Here is an 18,818-nt window from a genome sequence, read left to right as displayed (position 1 = left end):
GCGGGACACAAATGAAGACGATTAAAGGACCCGGCATTTACTTGGCACAGTTCGCGGCCGACGACGCGCCCTTCAACCGGTTGGATACGTTGGCGCAATGGGTTGCAGATCGAGGCTTCAAGGGCGTGCAGATTCCCACATGGGATACCCGCCTTATCAATTTGAAGCTGGCTGCGGAGAGCCAGACCTACTGCGACGAGATCAGGGGAACATTGGCATCCAAGGGCCTGGAAATAACCGAGCTGGCATCGCACATCACCGGGCAACTGGTGGCTGTGCATCCCGCGCACGACCAGATCATGGACAGCTTTGCCCCTGGAGCTGTACGTGGCAATCCGGCGCTACGTCAGCAATGGGCCGTGGAGCAAATGGGCTACTGTGCTCGCGCGTCCAAGAACCTAGGCTTGGACCGGCATGTTTCGTTTACTGGTTCGCTGCTGTGGCCTTATCTGTATCCGTATCCGCAGTGGCCCGAAGGCCTAGTGGAAGAGGCTTTTGATGAGCTCGCAAAGCGCTGGAAGCCCATCCTCAACCAGTTCGACGAGAACGGTGTAGACCTGTGTTTTGAAGTGCACCCATGCGAAGATGTACACGACGGTTTGACCTTCGAAATGTTTCTAGAGCGTGTGAACAACCACCCCCGATGCAACATCCTCTACGACCCCAGCCACTTTGTGCTGCAGCAGCTCGACTACCTGGCCTTCATCGACCACTACCATGAGCGCATCAAGATGTTTCACGTCAAGGATGCCGAGTTCCGCCCCAATGGCAAGACCGGTGCGTATGGTGGCTTCCAGCCCTGGAAAAACCGGGCCGGGCGTTTCCGTTCGCTAGGCGATGGCCAGGTGGACTTTGGTGCCATTTTCTCCAAGTTCGCTACCTATGACTTCGACGGCTGGGCCGTGCTGGAGTGGGAATGCTTCCTGAAGAACCAGGATGACGGTGCCCGCGAAGGTGCCGAGTTCATCAAGAAACACATCATCAAGGTGTCCGAGCGCGCGTTCGATGACTTCGTGAAGTCTGGTGCCAACAAGGAAATCAACCGCAGCATTCTGGGAATTTAAGGAGTAAACATGAGTAACAAAACAACAACGCGGCGTACGTTGCGCCTTGGGATGGTGGGCGGCGGTGAAGGCGCCTACATCGGCAACATCCACCGCATCGCTGCGCGCCAGGACGGCATGCTGCTACTGGTGGCCGGTGCCTTCGATGTGGATGCCGAGCGCGGCCACCGCTTTGCGGCCAGCCAGGGCATTCCAGCGGACCGCTCCTATGGCGACTACAAGCAGATGCTGGAAGCCGAACTCAAGCGTGAGGACCGCATCGATGTGGTGGCGATTTGCACACCCAACCACACTCACTTTCCGATTGCCAAGGCATTTCTGGAAGCAGGCTTTGATGTGATTTGTGAAAAGCCGCTGACCACCACCCTGGAAGATGCGGTAGCTCTGGAAGCGCTGGTGAAAAAGACCGGCCGCTTCATGGGCGTGACCTACACCTACTCGGGCTACCCCATGATCCACGAAGCGCGTGAAATGGTAGCTGCAGGCAAGCTAGGCAATATCCGCGTAGTGCAAGTGGAGTACCCGCTGGAGTGGATGGCCACTGCCATAGAGTCCGAAGGCAATGCGCAAGCGGCCTGGCGTACCGACCCCAAAAAGTCAGGTCGTGGCGGCTCCATTGGTGACATCGGCACCCACGCCTACCACCTGGCAGGATTTGTAACCGGCCTGAAGGCCGACACTATCACTGCTGACCTAGCCACCTTTGTGCCCGGCCGCCAACTGGACGATAACGCCCACGTGATGATTCGCTACCAGGGTGGTGCTCGCGGCCTGTTATGGTCGTCGCAAGTAGCCATCGGTTGCTCCAATGGCGTGCGTCTGCGCGTCTTCGGTGACAAGGGTTCTTTGACATGGTTCCAGGAAGAGCCTAATGACCTGCAATTCACGGGTCTCTTGGGTCGCACGGAACGCATCAAGCGTGGTGCAGGTGATTTGTCAGAAGCGGCCAAAGCCCGCACCCGTACGCCACCGGGGCACCCCGAGGGCTATCTGGAAGCCTTTGCCAATCTGTACAGCGGATTTGCTGAAGCCATTCAAGCACGTCTTGAAAAGCGTGAGCCTACCGCCATCGGTCAAAACATTCCTCTGGCCTACGATGGTCTTAAAGGTGTAGCCTTTGTGGACGCCGTGGTGGACAGCGCGCACGCGACAGACCAGCCTTGGATTAGACCGGTAGCCGTGTAAGCATCTCCACGCTCCGGCGGCAGGAAACCTGTATGCCGGGGGGGGCGCCAGGTCGGTGCACTAGGTTACCGTGGCCGTTGGCGCATTTAATGCGTTTTTTGGCAGCTTTGTGGTCTGCCTGGTCTCAGGCAGGGCACAGAATTTGCGTGCTGCCTGTTATTTCCGTTCCACCCTCCGCCAGGGGCGCTTGGCTTCGGTCCGCCTTTGCAGTCCCCAAAAATGACAAAACCCATTCGCAGCATCTTAGTCGCCAACCGCAGCGAGATAGCCATCCGCGTACTGCGCGCGGCCTCTGAAATGGGCATCCGTACGGTTGCCATTTACTCTAACGAAGACCGCTTTGCGCTGCACCGCTTCAAGGCCGACGAGTCGTATCTCGTGGGTGCGGGCAAGAAGCCGATTGCCGCCTATTTGGACATCGCAGACATAGTGCGAATTGCCAGAGAGGCTGAAGTGGACGCCATCCACCCCGGCTATGGCTTTCTCTCGGAGAACCCCGATTTTGCCGATGCATGCGCGGCAGCAGGCATTGCCTTTATCGGGCCGAACGGCGATGTCATGCGTACCTTGGGCAATAAGGTGGTGGCCCGTGCTGTGGCCGTGGCTGCCAATGTGCCGGTTGTGCCTGCCACCACCGCATTGCCTGATGACATCGAAGTCTGCAAGCAGATGGCCCTGCAAGTGGGCTACCCGCTCATGCTCAAGGCGAGCTGGGGCGGTGGTGGACGCGGTATGCGCGTCATTGAGACTGAAGCCGACCTGGCCCCCATGAAGGAGCTGGCCCAACGCGAAGCGCTGGCCGCCTTTGGCAATGACGAGGTGTACCTGGAAAAGCTGGTGCGCCGCGCCCGCCATGTGGAAGTGCAAGTACTGGGCGACAAGCACGGCAACCTGGTGCATTTGTTCGAGCGCGATTGTTCGGTGCAACGGCGCAACCAGAAAGTGGTGGAGCGCGCACCCGCCCCCTACATGGATGAAGCTACCCGCACCGAGCTGTGCGAATCGGCCCTGCGTCTGGCGCGCGCCGCACACTACAGCCACGCAGGCACCGTGGAGTACCTGTATGACGTGGACACAGGCAAGTATTACTTCATTGAGGTCAACCCACGCATCCAGGTGGAGCACACCGTCACCGAAGTGGTGACTGGTGTGGACATCGTCAAGGCCCAGATCCGCGTGACCGAAGGTGCGCGGGTCGGAGGCGAAGATTCCTTTATCCCTCTGCAAAAGGACATCAGCCTGCGCGGCCATGCCCTGCAATGCCGTGTGACCACCGAGGATCCGGAAAACCACTTCACCCCCGACTACGGCAAGATCGCCGTCTACCGCAGCGCCGCAGGCTTTGGCATCCGCCTGGATGCAGGCACGGCCTATGCCGGTGCAGTGATTACGCCGTACTACGACTCCCTCTTGGTCAAGGTCACCGCCTGGGGCCACACACCGGATGAAGCTGCGTCGCGCATGGACCGGGCCTTGCGCGAATTCCGCGTGCGGGGCCTGTCCACCAACCTGCAGTTTCTGGAAAACGTTATCGCCCACCCGCTGTTCCGCTCGGGCGAATGCACCACGCGCTTCATTGACACCACGCCTGAGCTGTTCAACTTCGTCAAGCGTCGTGACCGCGCCACGCGGCTCCTGAAGTTCCTGGGCGAGGTCGCAGTAAATGGCAACCCAGAGATGAAAGGTCGTACCTTACCTGCGCTCCCGCTGCCTGCGCCCATTAAGCCCCTGTGTGACATCACCACGTCCATTCCGAAGGGAAGCCGAGACCGCTTCAAGGAACTGGGTGCCCTGGGCTTTGCCCAGTGGATGAAAGACCAGCCTCAGGTGCTCTTGACCGACACCACCATGCGTGACGCCCACCAGTCGCTGTTTGCCACTCGTATGCGCAGCCACGACATGACGCAGATAGCGCCGTACTACGCGCGCATGTTGCCCCAACTCTTCAGCATGGAATGCTGGGGCGGAGCCACCTTCGATGTGGCCCTGCGCTTTTTGAAAGAAGACCCCTGGGAGCGCCTGGCCAGGTTGCGCGAGGCCACGCCCAACATCCTCTTCCAGATGCTGCTGCGTGCATCGAATGCCGTTGGGTACACCAACTACTCCGACAACGTTGTGCGCTACTTTGTGCAGCAGGCGGCCAAGAATGGTGTGGATGTGTTTCGCGTCTTTGACTCGCTCAACTGGGTGGACAACATGCGTGTGGCCATGGACGCGGTAATCGAGTCCGGCGCGCTGTGCGAAGGCGCGCTGTGCTACACCGGCGACCTGTTCGATGCCAGGCGTAGCAAGTACGACCTGAAGTATTACGTCGGCCTGGCCAAGAAGTTGGAAAAGGCGGGCGCGCATATCCTGGGTATCAAGGACATGGCCGGTGTATGCAAGCCCCGTGCGGCAGCAGAACTGGTGCGAGTCTTGAAGCAAGAGGTGGGTCTGCCCATCCACTTCCACACCCACGACACCAGCGGCATCTCGGCCGCCAGCGTGCTGGCCGCCATTGAAGCCGGTTGCGATGCGGTGGACGGTGCGCTGGATTCTATGAGTGGGCTTACGTCACAACCCAACCTGGGCTCCATAGCCGTTGCCCTCAAAGGCTCCGCGCGCGACCCCGGCATGGACCTGGATGCCATGCAGGCCCTCTCGCACTACTGGGAAGGAGTGCGCCGGGCCTATGCTCCATTTGAGGCCGATATGCGTGCTGGTACTTCGGACGTGTACAACCACGAAATGCCCGGTGGTCAGTACACCAATCTGCGCGAGCAGGCGCGAGCGATGGGCCTGGCGCACCGCTGGCCTGAAGTGTCCAAGGCCTATGCGGAAGTAAACGTGCTGTTTGGTGACATTGTGAAAGTCACGCCCACCTCCAAGGTGGTGGGCGACATGGCGCTCTTCATGGTGGCCAATGACCTGCAGCCCGAGGACGTGCGCAACCCGGCTAAGGACGTAGCGTTTCCTGATTCGGTGGTCTCGCTCTTCAAGGGTGAGCTGGGCTTCCCGCCAGACGGCTTCCCCAAGGAGCTGGAGAAGAAGGTGCTCAAGGGCGAAGCCCCCATGCAGGGCCGCGCAGGTGACCACCTGATAGACGTGGATCTGGAAGCCAAGCGCAAGGAGGCCGAAGCGGCCACCGGGCGCAAGATCAGCGATACCGATCTGGCTTCCTACCTGATGTACCCCAAGGTGTTCAAGGACTACGCCGAGCACCGCAGCTACTTCAGTAATGTGTCGCTGCTCCCCACATCGCCTTTCTTTTACGGCCTGAGTGACCGAGAAGAGGTGTCCATTGATATCGACAAGGGCAAGACGCTGGTGGTGCGCCAGACCGGGCGTTCCGAAGGTGTGGACGAAGAGGGCAAGGTCAAGGTGTTCTTCGAGCTCAACGGCCAGCCGCGCACGGTGCGGGTGCCCAAGGCGGGTATTGCGGGCACGGGTCACGCCAAGGCCAAGGCCGAAGAAGGCAATGCCAACCACGTAGGTGCGCCCATGCCGGGCATGGTAGTCACAGTGGCGGTGAAGGTGGGGCAAACGGTCAAAAAAGGTGATCCGCTGGTGTCCATGGAAGCCATGAAGATGGAGACCATGCTCACGGTCGACCGGGATGCCACGGTGCATGGGGTACACGTTCGCTCGGGTGATGTGATTAATGCAAAGGACTTGTTGATCGAGTTGCGGTGAATTGAAGCTCTCGGAATGCGCTGTGCACCGGAGCCCCAACTGCTCATCTATGCTGAATCCGCTGCAGAAGTCAGCACTGCTGAAGCAAGCAGTTACAGTCAAAACTCTAGGGCTGCAACTGATCGTCAGGAGCACTGCCTGGGCTTGATGGCTATGCCCGTTACCTGACATGTTTCTCAAAATCAGAGCGCCGGACTGCTGACACTGCCGAGCACCTCCAGTGTGTCCTTATCGGTCAGTAAGCCAATTGAAATCACGGCCAACAAGCAAACCTTAGCTTCGAGGCTTTACTCAGCAAAAGTCTATTGATTGGTCATTGCTATGCTGCGTGGGCCTGAAGTATCAAGTGACATGTTCGAGCGATTGCACCCCCGTTAAATCGTAGACTGATATGACTGATATATTCGTGCAATGGATCGCCTGCAAAATATTGAGACCTTTGTACGAGTCGCGCAAACGCAAAGTTTTGCAGAGGCGGCTCGGCAACTGCGTGTTGCGCGTTCGGTCGTAACCACCCGGATAAAGCAGCTTGAAGACTACCTTGGGGCTCCACTTTTTCATCGAAGTACACGGGTCGTTCGTTTGAGCGAGACAGGACAGGCTTTCCTACGTGATTGCACTGATCTTGTTGGGCGCGCAAACGACATCGTTGATCAGATGCGAGATGTCCGAAGTGCCCCGGCCGGCACTTTGAGGCTTCACGCTTTACCGGGATTCGTGCTGGGTCACTTGGCTCAGATACTGCGCGATTTTCAAGAAAAGTATCCAGAAATCAATCTCGACCTCTCTGTGAGTGACGCAATGATCGATCCTGTGAAGGAAGGCATGGATTGTGCTCTGCAAATATTCCCATCTGTCTCGGAGGATCTGGTATCACGTAGGTTGTTTCCCGTGCGCAGAGTCTTTTGTGCGACGCCGGAATACTTGAAGAAATATGGAACGCCCAGGCATCCCAACGACCTGTTCGGTCACCGCCTGGGGCTGTATTCCAAGTACCCATCAAGGGACAAGTGGACCTTCTACCGTGATGAGGAGAAGTTGACCCTGGAACTGAAAGCGGTAATGCTGACAAACAGTGTTCATTTGCTGAATGAATACGCACTGGAGAATGCAGGGATTGTTTGTGTGCCAACGCTGGTTGCCTCCAGCAGTGTGCTGAATGGGCGCCTCAAGCTGGTGCTTTGTGACTACCAGCTGTCCACGTTTTGGTTGAGTGCCGTATACCCGCGCACCCTACGCGGTGCCTACAAACTCAGGCTGTTCATTGAAGCCTTGAGTGCGAGCTTTGCTGGGGGAGAGCCCCCTTGGGACCAAGCGCTGATTCAACAGGGCCATATTTTCAGCAAGTTGATTGATGCCTGAGCCCATGCTGGCTGGCCATTGCCTGCCGTAGGGGTAAACCCGCACTATTGTTCTGTAATGCCGAACAATTCGGTTTCTCTTCGCTGACTACTCGAAATGTGGTGCAGCTTCTAAAGTCCACTCCATCGCAAAAACATACCCGCGATAAAACGCAGGAGATAGCATGGACCTCTCGGAAGTTCAGAAAGCCGCCGGACTTAAGTCCCCCATTCGCAACCAGCTTTTCATAAACGGAAAGTTCGTTGATGCATTGAACGGCGAGACATTGCCGACTTTGAATCCGCACGACAATTCGGTAATTACGAACGTGGCCATGGCGGGTCGCACCGATGTGGACGTGGCAGTGGCGGCTGCACAGAACGCCTTTCCTGCATGGAGCCGCATGGCAGCCGCCGATCGTGGTCGCATTCTGCTAAGGCTTGCAGACCTTATCGAGGCCAACGCTGAAGAATTGGCGCGCCTCGAATCCCTGGATACCGGCCATCCCCTCAAAGATTCAAGATTCCTGGACGTTCCTCGCACTGCAGGTTGCTATCGCTACTTCGGGGGCATGGCGGACAAGTTCCAAGGTGAAACGATTCCTGTGGAAGCGGGCTTCCTGAATTACACCCTGCGCGAACCGGTTGGCGTGGTCGGGCAAGTGGTGCCCTGGAATTTCCCCTTGATGTTTACGAGCTGGAAAATGGCGCCAGCGCTGGCTGCAGGTAACTGCGTGGTGATGAAACCAGCTGAAATTACGCCGCTGTCATCCCTAAAAATTGCGGAGTTGATGGCAGAAGCCGGAATGCCTCCGGGCGTGGTGAACATACTGCCTGGCTTGGGCAACGTAGCTGGCCAATACATCGCCGAGCACCCAGGAATTGCAAAGGTTGCCTTCACTGGTAGCACTACTACCGGCAAGCGCATTGTCGAAGCCAGCGCAGGCAACCTGAAAAAAGTGCAACTCGAACTCGGTGGCAAGGGTCCCAATATTGTTTTCGAAGACGCCAACTTGCTTGCGGCAGTCAACGGCAGCGCTTGGGCCATATTCCACAACCAGGGTCAAGCCTGTATAGCGGGCTCACGTTTGGTGCTGCACGAAAAGATTGCAGATGCCTTTCTCGAAAAATTCGTACCGCTCGCACAGTCCATCCGTTTGGGTAATCCCATGGACGAGATGACCGAAATGGGCCCTCTCACCAGCCAACAGCATCGCGACCGCGTGCTGAGCTACGTGGAAGTAGCCAGAAGCCAAGGCGGTGAAGTGTTGACAGGCGGCAAAACGCCCAATGGAAGCCTGGCACAAGGCTGCTATGTCGAGCCGACTATTGTTCGAGCGGCAAGTTACAAGGACAGGGTTGCCCAAGAAGAGGTATTCGGTCCGTTTGTTACCGTGTTGACCTTCAAAGATGACGCCGAAGCGATGCAAATTGCCAACGGCACGGACTACGGACTCGGTAGCGGCCTTTGGACCAACAACGTCCAACGTGCCCACAAGTTTGCTCGTGATTTGTATGCAGGCATGGTCTGGGTGAATTGCTACAAACGCGTGAATCCCGGCTCACCATTCGGTGGTGTTGGACAAAGTGGATACGGCCGCGAAATGGGATTTGACGCAATGCGTGAGTACACGCAGGTCAAGAGCGTGTGGATCAATGTGGATGCACAAATTTCCCCGCACTACAAGCGCTGAGATACAAGCCATGCAAGACTTTGTCTACAACGGTCAACCCTCTCGGGTGGTCTTTGGCGCAGGTTCGCTAAAGCACTTGGAGCGAGAAATAGACGCCATGGGTGCTAAGCGTGCTCTTGTGCTTTCCACACCCGAACAGGCCGAACAGGCTCAGCACATTGCGGATCTCCTTGGATCGCGGGCCGCAGGAATATTTCCCAAGGCAGTGATGCATGTGCCAATTGAAACCGCTCGCGAGGCACGTGAGGTTGCCACTAGACTGGGTGCAGATTGCGCCGTTGCAGTAGGTGGTGGCTCCACGACCGGCCTTGGAAAAGCAATTGCCATGGATTCGGGACTTCCAATCTTGGCTATACCCACAACCTATGCTGGCAGCGAAATGACGCCAATTTATGGCATTACGGCAGGCGGCCTGAAAAAGACCGGACGTGACCCGCGTGTATTGCCCCGCACGGTTATCTACGATCCCATGTTGTGCCTGACGCTTCCAGTGGGACTGAGTGTGACCAGTGGCATCAACGCCATTGCGCATGCTGCAGAGGGGCTATACGCTCAGGATCGCAATCCGATTATGGATTTGATGGCCGAAGAAGGCATTGCTGCCATCGCGCGCGCCCTACCAGGCATTTGCAAAGAGCCCGGTAATGTCGAGGCGCGCAGCGATGCGCTTTACGGCGCCTGGTTGTGTGGATCGGTCTTAGGTAACGTGGGCATGGCCCTGCATCACAAGCTGTGTCACACCTTGGGCGGCAGCTTCAATCTGCCCCATGCAGAAGTGCATACCGTCGTGCTTCCCCATGCGATGGCATTCAACGCAGAAGCTGCACCGGCTGCCATGCAAAAAATCGCAAGGGCACTGAATCGACCCATTGCTGCTGCCGGACTATTTGATCTTGCTGCAGACAACGGTGCACCCGTGGCACTAAAAGATATCGGCATGCGCGAAGAAGACTTGGACAAAGCTGCAGATATAGCGGTCTCCAATCCGTACTGGAACCCCAGCCCCTTTGGCAAGGAGCAGCGAAACTTGATTCGTGAACTGCTGCAACGTGCTTTCGATGGCACACGGCCAACTTGATTATTCACAACCACAAAGGAGACAAACATGAAATTTAATCGCAGAAAGTTCACGCAAGTGGCAGCTGTTATTGCTGCTTCTAGTGTCGCGTCATTTGCATGGGCCGCCGATGTCGTCAAGATTGGCTATGTGTCGCCCCAAACTGGTCCACTCGCACCTTTCGGAGAAGCGGACAAGTGGGTGATTGATCAGATGAAGACTGCCTTCAAGGATGGCATTACCATCGCCGGCAAAAAGCACGAAGTGCAGATTATTCTGAAAGACAGCCAGTCCAACCCCAACCGGGCTGGTGAAGTGGCCAGCGACCTCATCCTCAAGGACAAGGTGGCATTGATTCTGACTGCCGGCACACCTGAGACAGCCAACCCGGTCAGCGATGCGGCCGAGCTGAACGAAGTACCCTGTGTGTCCAGCGTTGTGCCTTGGCAGCCATGGTTTTTCGGTCGCAAGGGTGATCCGGCCAAAGGATTCAATTACACGTATCACATTTTCTGGGGACTGGAAGACGTGATTGGCAACTACACCAATGGCTGGAAGACTGTTGCATCGAACAAGAAGGTGGGCGGACTGTTTCCCAACGACGGAGATGGCAACGCGTGGGGCGATAAGGAATTGGGATTCCCTAAACCACTGACCAGCATGGGCTTCTCTCTGACTGATCCTGGTCGTTTCCAAAATGGGACGCAAGACTTCTCTGCCCAAATCGCTGCCTTCAAGAAAGATGGCGTTGAAATTGTAACGGGCGTGGTGATCCCACCGGATGCCAAGACATTCCTGACGCAGGCAAAGCAACAAGGGTTCAAACCCAAGGTTATTACCTTGGGTAAGGCATTGCTGTTCCCCAGCGCGATTGAAGCCCTGGGTGATCTGGGCTACGGGCTCAGTACGGAAGTGTGGTGGTCTCCTTCGCATCCATTCTCTTCCTCCTTGACAAAGCAAAGTGCCAAGGCGCTGGCCGAATCCTACGAAACAGGCACCAAAAAGCAATGGACTCAGCCAATTGGTTTTGCACATGCGCTGTTTGAAGTGGCTTCTAACGCACTGTCTCGCTCCAAGTCGCTTAACGCCAGTGACGTGCGTGATGCCATTGCGGCAACCAGCATTGATTCCGTTGTCGGACCGGTGAAATGGGGTGGCCAGGGACCGTTCAAGAACGTCAGCAAAACACCACTGGTGCTGGGGCAGTGGGTTAAAGGCACAAAGAACAAAGTCGATCTGGTGATTGTCAACAACGAAACCGCCAAGAACATCCCGACCGGCGGAACGCTCAAGCCGCTCTAAACAAACCGAACCATTTTGTCCCTGCAATATTGCCGGGACATGGGTAGCCACGTCCCTTTTTACATCTGAACACTATGCAAAATAAACTCGTACGCGCTTCTTTCGCGCTCTTGGCTGGATTCTCTGCTGTTGCAAACGCAACGGAAGGTGGAACTTCTGTTTATCCCGTGGGAACCGAGAACTACACCTGCTGTGCATTGCCTCCCCCCGGACTGTATGGTCAGGCTTTCGTGGAGAACTACACCGCAACAAAACTACGTGACAACAACGGAAATGATGCCACGCCGCCCGGCTTCAAGGTCACTGCGAATGCAGTTGTGCCGCGACTGGTCTATGTCACCAAGGAAACCGTTCTGGGCGGATCGCTGGGCTTTCACGCAATCCTGCCGATGGTTAACCTGGAGGTCACCGTTCCCGGACTGAGCCAGACCAAGAGCGGCAACGGTGACGTCGTTCTGGGCGCGGTATTGGGCTATCACCACAGCCCTCAGCTGCATACTGTGGCGGCGATTGACGTGATTACACCAACAGGTTCCTACAACAAGAACGACTTGGCAAATCTTGGCAAGAACCATTGGGCAATCCAGCCGGTCTATGGCGTGAGCTACATCGATCCTAATGGCTTGAACGCCGACGCCAAAATCATGTACACGTTCAATGGTCAGAACGATGCCACAGGTTATCGTGACGGCCAGGAATTCATTACCGATTACTCCCTTGGATGGGGCCTGGGCAACGGCTGGGTTGTTGGCGTGGGGGGCTACATCTACCAACAGACCACCGACGATACGCTCAACGGCAACACCGTGGCTAACAACAAGGGGCTCGCCTTTGCCTTGGGCCCATCCATCCGATACGACAGCGGCAAGGGCTGGTTTGTGACTGCCAAATTCCAACAGGAATCCAACGTTGCCAACCGTGCCGAAGGTCAGGCCTTCTGGCTCAAGGCAGTGGTGCCGTTCTAAGTCTTTGACCATTCGCGTGTATGGCACTCCTCGCACTTCAGTCAGTTAGTAAGTCCTACGGGGCGCTCAAGGTCACGGACAATATTACGTTGTCCGTTAACAAGGGCGAAACCCTGGGCATTCTTGGGCCTAATGGCGCGGGCAAGACAACGCTGTTCAACCTCATTTCGGGTGATGTGCGTTGCGATCAGGGCCAGGTCATCTATGCGGGGAAGGATGTCTCACGCCTGATGCCAAATCAGCGTTGCCATGCAGGAATCGGGCGCAGTTACCAGGTCCCTCAGCCTTTCGGCAATATGACCGTCTTTGAGAATCTGGTGACTGCAGCCTGCTTTGGGGGACAACAAACCGAGATGCAAGCCTGGAAAACCGCGCGTGATGTGCTGGATCAAACGGGCTTGCTTTCCTATGCCAACAAGCCTGCCGGTGGTCTGACATTGCTCAATCGCAAGCGTCTGGAATTGGCGCGTGCGCTGGCTACCCAACCAGAGCTTCTGCTGCTGGATGAGATTGCCGGTGGCCTGACAGAGCATGAAGCACACGAACTGGTGGAGGAACTGCAACGCATCAAAGCGCGCGGCATCACCATGATCTGGATTGAACACGTGGTTCATGCACTGCTGTCTATTGCCGACAGGCTGTTTGTTATCAACTTCGGCCAGAAGCTGGCCGAAGGTGAGCCGCAGGCTGTGATGAATGACCCGGACGTGCGCCGCGTGTACATGGGGATGGAAGCATGAGCACGATACTTTCTACCCATGGTCTGCAAGCCTTCTATGGCGATGCGCAGGCATTGTTTGGGATCGACTTCGAACTGGCACAAGGTGAAATGGTCGCCATCATTGGTGCCAATGGTGCGGGCAAGAGTACCTTCCTCAAGTCACTCACTGGGCTGGTGAAGGCAAGCAGAGACTCTATCCATCTCAATGGTGAGCCCATTGGTGGTCTTCCACCAGGACATATTGTTCGTAATGGACTGGCATTGGTGCCGGAGGGGCGGCGCCTTTTTCCAAGCCTGACAGTGGAAGAGAATTTGTTGATGGGGGCCACTGCGGGTCGGCCCGGTCCTTGGAATCTGAAGCGGTTGTTCAGTCTTTTCCCCATTCTTGAAGAAAAGCGCTTGAGTCCAGGAACCGCCCTGTCCGGTGGTCAACAGCAAATGGTGGCGCTGGGTCGGGCCTTGATGAGCAATCCGAAAATCTTGCTGTGTGATGAATTGTCTTTGGGTCTTGCACCCATTGTGATTCGCGAAATCTACAAGGTAATGCCAAGCATCACGGCAGAGGGCATGACGGTGGTGATTGTGGAGCAAGATGTCTCCATGGCACAGCAGGTATCGCAGCGCGTGTATTGCTTCCAGGAAGGCAAAGTGTCCTTGCAGGGACGCTCAGAAGACCTCACACGAGAGCAGATTTCACAAGCCTATTTTGGAATCTGAGGAAGACCATGATTGAAACCATTGTTCAAGGATTGTTGCTGGGAGGGCTTTATACGCTCTTCGCCCTGGGTCAGTCACTGATGTTTGGGGTGATGCGCCTCACCAACACTGCGCAGGGTGACTTCATTGTGCTCGGTGCTTTCGCAGCTATCGCAGGGATCTCCGTATTGGGGCTACCTGTTGGACTGGCATTGGCTGCGGTGTTGCCTGTCGCATTTGGCTTTGGATTCTTGCTGCAGCGATACGTCCTCAATGGAACGTTGGGCCGTGATCCCCTGCCTTCATTGGTGGTGACATTTGGACTTTCCATCGTGATCCAAAACCTGTTACTGGAGCTTTTCTCGGCAGACCCCCGCTCAATCGAGACGGGCGGGCTCTCCTCTGAAGGGTTCGCAGTGACTGACAGCTTTTCACTGGGTGTCTTGCCCTTGATGATCCTGGTCGTCGCAATAGCGTCAACGGCTTCATTGCAGTGGCTCTTCACTCGAACAGCCATTGGGCGATCATTCCGTGCCGTCTCTGACGATCGCGAGATTGCAGAGCTTATGGGACTTCAGTCTGCCAAGGTGTACGCATTGGCAACAGCCATCGCATTCGTGTTGATCAGTATTGCAGGCATCTTGCAAGGTATGCGCACCACGGTGTCACCCGCCGATGGCCCTTTGCTTTTGCTGTTTGCTTTTGAGGCCGTAATCATCGGTGGTATGGGTTCGTTTTGGGGAACCCTGTTCGGGGCCATGATTTTGGGTGTAGCCCAGCAAATCGGGTTCAGAGTTGACCCTGGCTGGGGCATCTGGTTTGGCCATCTGGTCTTTCTAATGGTTCTGGTGGTGCGACCACAAGGCTTGTTTCCAAAAACTCGGGGTTGAGCCAGTCATGCAACACACACAAGTTATCGTAGAACGCGGAGGCCGCCATGGTGGTGCTGCCATAGCCGCTGGGGTCGCCTTGATTGCACTTGCTGCAAGCCTTCCCTTTTGGGGTGAGTCGAGCTGGATGCGCGAATTCGTTCAAATCGCCTGCTACTTCATTTTCGCCATGATGTGGAACCTGATGGCCGGCTATGGCGGCATGGTCAGCATCGGACAGCAGGCATACTTTGGGATTGGGGGCTACGTCATGCTGGCCCTGGGCAACTTTGCCGGAATGAACCCGTTTGTCGCCATCCCTATCGGGGCGTTGGCGGCAGGGTTGGTCGCCTTGCCGGTGTCCTATGTGGCCTTCCGCTTGCAAGGTGGCTATTTTGCGATTGGCACCTGGGTCATCTCTGAGGTCTTTCGCCTGAGCATTTCCAATATCTCTACCGTGGGTGGGGGGTCCGGCACAACGCTTACCGCTTTGCGCGGCATTGAAAAGGCCACACGCGAAAGCGTAACGTATTGGATGGCATTGGTCTGTGTTGTTGCCGCCGTAGCACTAGTCTACCTATTTCTGCGCAGTAAGCGTGGCCTAGCGCTATTGGCGATTCGTGATAACGAGATTGCTTCCGAGTCGCAAGGCATTCCAGTACGCCGCATGAAGTTGGCAGTCTACGCTGTGGCTGCCTTTGGTGCAGGGCTGGCCGGCGCACTTTACTTTGTAGGCAATCTGCGAATCAGTCCGGATGCTGCGTTCAGTGTGAACTGGACCGCATTTGCCATCTTCATGGTGGTCATTGGCGGACTGGGGAGCATAGAAGGGCCGATTGCGGGGGCCGTACTGTTTTGGGCACTGAATAAATTCTTCAGTGACTATGGCACCTGGTACTTGTTGGGTTTGGGCTGCATGGCAATTCTGGTAACCATTTACTTCAAACAAGGTTTGTGGGGCTACGCGCAAGCGCGGTGGGGATGGACACTGTTTTCCACCCAGCGCGTGCTTACGGAGTCTGCAAAGTAAGCCATGTGGAACATTCTTGGCGCCAAGCGCAAATTGCCTCACCTATCTCGGCATCAAAGACCGAGAGATTTGGAATCGGGTGCAGGCAAATTCAGTGTAGCGGTAGGTGCTTGCCTGGATGGTTCTTCTCGCCTTACTTTTATTCAGGCTGATTTTGAGCGAATCGCTCTGGCGCAAGCCAGTAACTCTGCGGATGCCGCACTGCAAATGGGCAATTTGCGTGCAGCGATGGCGCAGGTTCTTTGGGCCACTCAGGAAACGCGCACCGCCGCCAACTTGGCTAAGGAAGCGAGTTTAGAAGTTGAGGTGGACGCGCAACGAACACAACACCACATTCGCAGCGTAAGCAAATCGATTTTAGACGCACAGACTTTGCTCAATGAATTGTCTTCCAAATCCACCAAAATAGAGCAGATTGTGCAGTTTATCGAAAAAATAGCGCGTGAAACCACTTTGCTGGCTATCAATGCAAAAATTGAAGCGGCTCGCGCTGGCGAAAGCGGACGAGGGTTTGCGGTAATTGCAGACTCAGTGAAGCACCTTGCCGTGCAAACTAATGAGGCAACGTTAACCATCCAAAGGCTGCTTGGGTCGACTGTGAGCGATGTACGACATGCCGGCGAGCTGATTAATATTGCCATGCAAGAAGTCACTGTCAGTGCAAGGCTGGCTAACCAAGTGGCTGCACGCTCTGTCGACGCAAAAGCACAAGCTTCAACGGTGGATTCTCAGGTCACAGTGATCGTGGAACAGCTAGACACATTTACTTTATCGACTAGCAGTTTAGACGAGCGTGTTCGTGGTTTGGCTGCCGGTGCGCAGCAAATAACCACAACTGCGTCGCAAGCGCGCGAGTCGGCGCGCTCCGTGCTGGAGTCTGCCATTTTCCTTAAAAGGCAAGACCAAATATCTTTGAATCATGAAGAAACACCCTTAAAGGTGCGCTTGTTGAACTTAACGGAAATTACGCGCGGTGAAACTATGCTCGCATTGAATGCACAGCCTCTTCAGGTTGAAAAGGCAATCAAAAAGATTCGTGTGCTAGAGGAGGAATTAAGCAATGTGCTGGCTGATAGTAAGTCCAGCGACATCGCCGATGAGTTTTGGACTCTGTGGCGCGAATATTCATCACTTCGGTTAGATGCATTGGACCTAGCATTGCGGGGGCTTAACGCGGAGGCTATTGAATTCACGGCCAAGAAGAACCGTCCCAAATACCAAGAGCTGCGCAAGTTTCTGAGCGAAAGTTAAAGCGAAGTAGCGTGAACACCAAATCAGATAGCACCCGAAATTAGGAGCGGTTGATGAGAAATATAGATGAAACCAACATTACCAACGCCGTCCTGAAACGCATGGAGGCGTGCGAAAATCCTCGACTCAAGGAGATCCTTGGCAGCCTAATACGTCACCTGCACGAATTCGTGCGCGAAGTCCATCTGAGCGAGGCGGAATGGATGGCCGGCATCGATTTCTTGACTGCCACCGGCCATATGTGCAACGACAAGCGTCAAGAGTTCATATTGTTGTCTGACACCCTTGGCTTCTCTATGCTGACGGTTGCTATGAACCATGCCAGCCCTCCCGGGGTTACGGAATCAACCGTATTCGGGCCGTTCCATGTAGCAGGCGCTCCACATGTGACGCAAGGCGCGGATATCAGCGCGGGCGCCAGCGGTGAGCCGCTTTTTGTCACCGCAAGAGTCACAGCACCGGACGGTAGGCCAGTGAGCGGGGCGGATGTGGATGTATGGCAAGCCGATGAAGATGGTTTGTACGACGTACAACGCCCGGGCCTTTTGCACCACCAGGCGCGTGCCGTATTGCGAACGGATGCAGAGGGATATCTTCGTTTTCGCACGGTACTTCCGGTGGCCTACCCTGTTCCAACCGATGGTCCGGTTGGCAAGATGTTGGTGGCGACCGGGCGGCACCCATGGCGCCCTGCGCATATTCACTTCATGGTGGTGGCCACCGGATATGAGCGGCTGATTACACATGTGTTTCGTGAAGGAGATCCTTATCTAGATTCCGATGTTGTCTTTGGTGTTAGATCTTCGCTGATTGGTCAATTCGTAGAACACCCAGCGGGCGTCGCACCCGATGGCAGTGCGCAAAGCGTTCCCTTCCACACATTGAACTTTGATTTCGTTCTGCAGCCTGTTTGAACTTCGCGCATTTACCAATCAAGAACCGATATGTACTTTGCTGTTATTGCCCGTGACAAACCAGGCCAGGCTGAGCTGCGCAAGCGTCTGCGCCCAGATCACAGAGCCTGGCTCAGAATGCCCGGCGACCACCAAATTGTGGTGCGCCTCGGTGGCCCGCTGCTGGGTGTAGATGGAGAAATGGACGGAACACTGTTGGTCGTTGAGGCACCGAGCGAGGAAGCAGTACATGCTTTTCTTGCTGATGATCCTTATTGCCGAAGTCAGATGTTTGAACAGTTGGAGGTGCGCCAGTGGCAGTGGAGCCTGGGCCAACCCGTAAATGAAATGGTGGAGAGCAAATGATCAACAAGATCGCTGAGAGTATTGAGAAGGCGCTGGCCGGAACCTCTGATGGGGCCACTGTACTCATAGGGGGATTTGGCACCGCGGGCATCCCCAATGAACTTATCGACGGGCTGATAGCACAAGGCGCACGGGGCCTGACCATCGTGAACAACAACGCAGGCAACGGCGACACTGGATTGGCCGCATTGCTAAAAACCGGGCGCGTGCGCAAAGTGATTTGCAGCTTTCCCCGCCAAGCGGACTCCCAAGTGTTTGATGCACTGTATCGATCAGGAAAGCTGGAGCTCGAACTGGTGCCGCAAGGCAACCTGGCTGAGCGTCTGCGTGCAGCAGGAGCGGGAATCGGTGCATTCTTTACGCCCACCGGTTTTGGAACCGAACTGGCACGCCATGCAGACGGCACTGAAAAAGAAACCCGAGTGATTGACGGTAAATCTTATGTTCTTGAATACCCGATCAGGGGCGACCTCGCACTCATCAAGGCCGAGCGGGGTGACCGCTGGGGCAACCTGGTGTTCCGCAAGGCGGCCCGCAATTTCGGACCAGTAATGGCAACGGCTGCAGCAAGGACGGTCGCCAGCGTGCATGAGATCGCTGAGCTGGGCTCACTTGATCCAGAGACCATCGTCACGCCGGGTATCCATGTGAGCCATGTAGTTCAGATTGCGCGTATCGCCACACAGGCCGGCGGATTCAAAGCAGCCGCATGA

At 55.8% G+C, this 18,818-nt stretch carries 16 protein-coding genes; all 16 read left to right on the top strand.

The window, feature by feature from the left end; all coding sequences use genetic code 11:
• Positions 1-11 precede the first annotated feature (11 nt).
• The 16 genes from AC1RMF_RS24160 to AC1RMF_RS24085 all read left to right on the top strand — a co-directional run bounded on the left by AC1RMF_RS24160 (position 12) and on the right by AC1RMF_RS24085 (position 18,818).
• Complete coding sequence (locus AC1RMF_RS24160) at positions 12-1,064, top strand: sugar phosphate isomerase/epimerase family protein (protein WP_493144893.1); 1,053 nt, start codon at positions 12-14, stop codon at positions 1,062-1,064.
• A gap of 9 nt (positions 1,065-1,073) precedes the next feature.
• Positions 1,074-2,249 carry a Gfo/Idh/MocA family protein gene (locus AC1RMF_RS24155; RefSeq protein WP_493144891.1) on the top strand — a complete coding sequence of 392 codons (1,176 nt, stop codon included), beginning with the start codon at positions 1,074-1,076 and terminating at the stop codon, positions 2,247-2,249.
• A 219-nt stretch (positions 2,250-2,468) separates the two neighbouring features.
• Complete coding sequence (locus tag AC1RMF_RS24150) at positions 2,469-5,921, top strand: pyruvate carboxylase (protein ID WP_493144889.1); 3,453 nt, start codon at positions 2,469-2,471, stop codon at positions 5,919-5,921.
• Between the two features lie 411 nt (positions 5,922-6,332).
• On the top strand, positions 6,333-7,283 hold the full coding sequence (locus AC1RMF_RS24145) for a LysR family transcriptional regulator (RefSeq protein ID WP_493144887.1): 951 nt from the start codon (positions 6,333-6,335) through the stop codon (positions 7,281-7,283).
• Positions 7,284-7,491: 208 nt separating this feature from the next.
• On the top strand, positions 7,492-8,955 hold the full coding sequence (locus AC1RMF_RS24140; RefSeq protein WP_493144927.1) for an aldehyde dehydrogenase family protein: 1,464 nt from the start codon (positions 7,492-7,494) through the stop codon (positions 8,953-8,955).
• Positions 8,956-8,965: 10 nt separating this feature from the next.
• Positions 8,966-10,033 carry a maleylacetate reductase gene (locus tag AC1RMF_RS24135; RefSeq protein WP_493144885.1) on the top strand — a complete coding sequence of 356 codons (1,068 nt, stop codon included), beginning with the start codon at positions 8,966-8,968 and terminating at the stop codon, positions 10,031-10,033.
• A 27-nt stretch (positions 10,034-10,060) separates the two neighbouring features.
• Positions 10,061-11,314 carry an ABC transporter substrate-binding protein gene (locus AC1RMF_RS24130; protein WP_493144884.1) on the top strand — a complete coding sequence of 418 codons (1,254 nt, stop codon included), beginning with the start codon at positions 10,061-10,063 and terminating at the stop codon, positions 11,312-11,314.
• 74 nt (positions 11,315-11,388) lie between these two features.
• Positions 11,389-12,279: a SphA family protein gene (locus AC1RMF_RS24125; RefSeq protein WP_493144882.1), complete on the top strand. Its 891-nt coding sequence runs from the start codon at positions 11,389-11,391 to the stop codon at positions 12,277-12,279.
• A gap of 20 nt (positions 12,280-12,299) precedes the next feature.
• A complete protein-coding gene (locus AC1RMF_RS24120) occupies positions 12,300-13,019 on the top strand; it encodes an ABC transporter ATP-binding protein (protein WP_493144880.1) in 720 nt (239 codons plus the stop codon).
• Positions 13,016-13,717 carry an ABC transporter ATP-binding protein gene (locus AC1RMF_RS24115; RefSeq protein WP_493144878.1) on the top strand — a complete coding sequence of 234 codons (702 nt, stop codon included), beginning with the start codon at positions 13,016-13,018 and terminating at the stop codon, positions 13,715-13,717. Before AC1RMF_RS24120 ends, AC1RMF_RS24115 begins: the two co-directional genes overlap by 4 nt.
• An 8-nt stretch (positions 13,718-13,725) precedes the next feature.
• Positions 13,726-14,586: a branched-chain amino acid ABC transporter permease gene (locus AC1RMF_RS24110; RefSeq protein WP_493144876.1), complete on the top strand. Its 861-nt coding sequence runs from the start codon at positions 13,726-13,728 to the stop codon at positions 14,584-14,586.
• 7 nt (positions 14,587-14,593) lie between these two features.
• Entirely contained in the window at positions 14,594-15,595 is a 1,002-nt protein-coding gene (locus AC1RMF_RS24105) for a branched-chain amino acid ABC transporter permease (RefSeq protein ID WP_493144875.1), read from the top strand.
• Between the two features lie 3 nt (positions 15,596-15,598).
• The gene (locus tag AC1RMF_RS24100) at positions 15,599-16,846 is read left to right on the top strand and encodes a methyl-accepting chemotaxis protein (RefSeq protein WP_493144874.1); all 1,248 of its coding nucleotides are present in this window, start codon (positions 15,599-15,601) and stop codon (positions 16,844-16,846) included.
• Positions 16,847-16,899: 53 nt separating this feature from the next.
• Positions 16,900-17,760 carry an intradiol ring-cleavage dioxygenase gene (locus AC1RMF_RS24095; protein WP_493144872.1) on the top strand — a complete coding sequence of 287 codons (861 nt, stop codon included), beginning with the start codon at positions 16,900-16,902 and terminating at the stop codon, positions 17,758-17,760.
• Between the two features lie 30 nt (positions 17,761-17,790).
• Positions 17,791-18,105 carry a YciI family protein gene (locus AC1RMF_RS24090; protein ID WP_493144871.1) on the top strand — a complete coding sequence of 105 codons (315 nt, stop codon included), beginning with the start codon at positions 17,791-17,793 and terminating at the stop codon, positions 18,103-18,105.
• On the top strand, positions 18,102-18,818 hold the full coding sequence (locus AC1RMF_RS24085) for a 3-oxoacid CoA-transferase subunit A (RefSeq protein WP_493144869.1): 717 nt from the start codon (positions 18,102-18,104) through the stop codon (positions 18,816-18,818). Before AC1RMF_RS24090 ends, AC1RMF_RS24085 begins: the two co-directional genes overlap by 4 nt.

Source organism: Rhodoferax sp. GW822-FHT04A08 (assembly GCF_058801025.1).
Note: the sequence above shows the minus strand (reverse complement) of the source record. Positions and strands in the feature narration are given on the sequence as shown.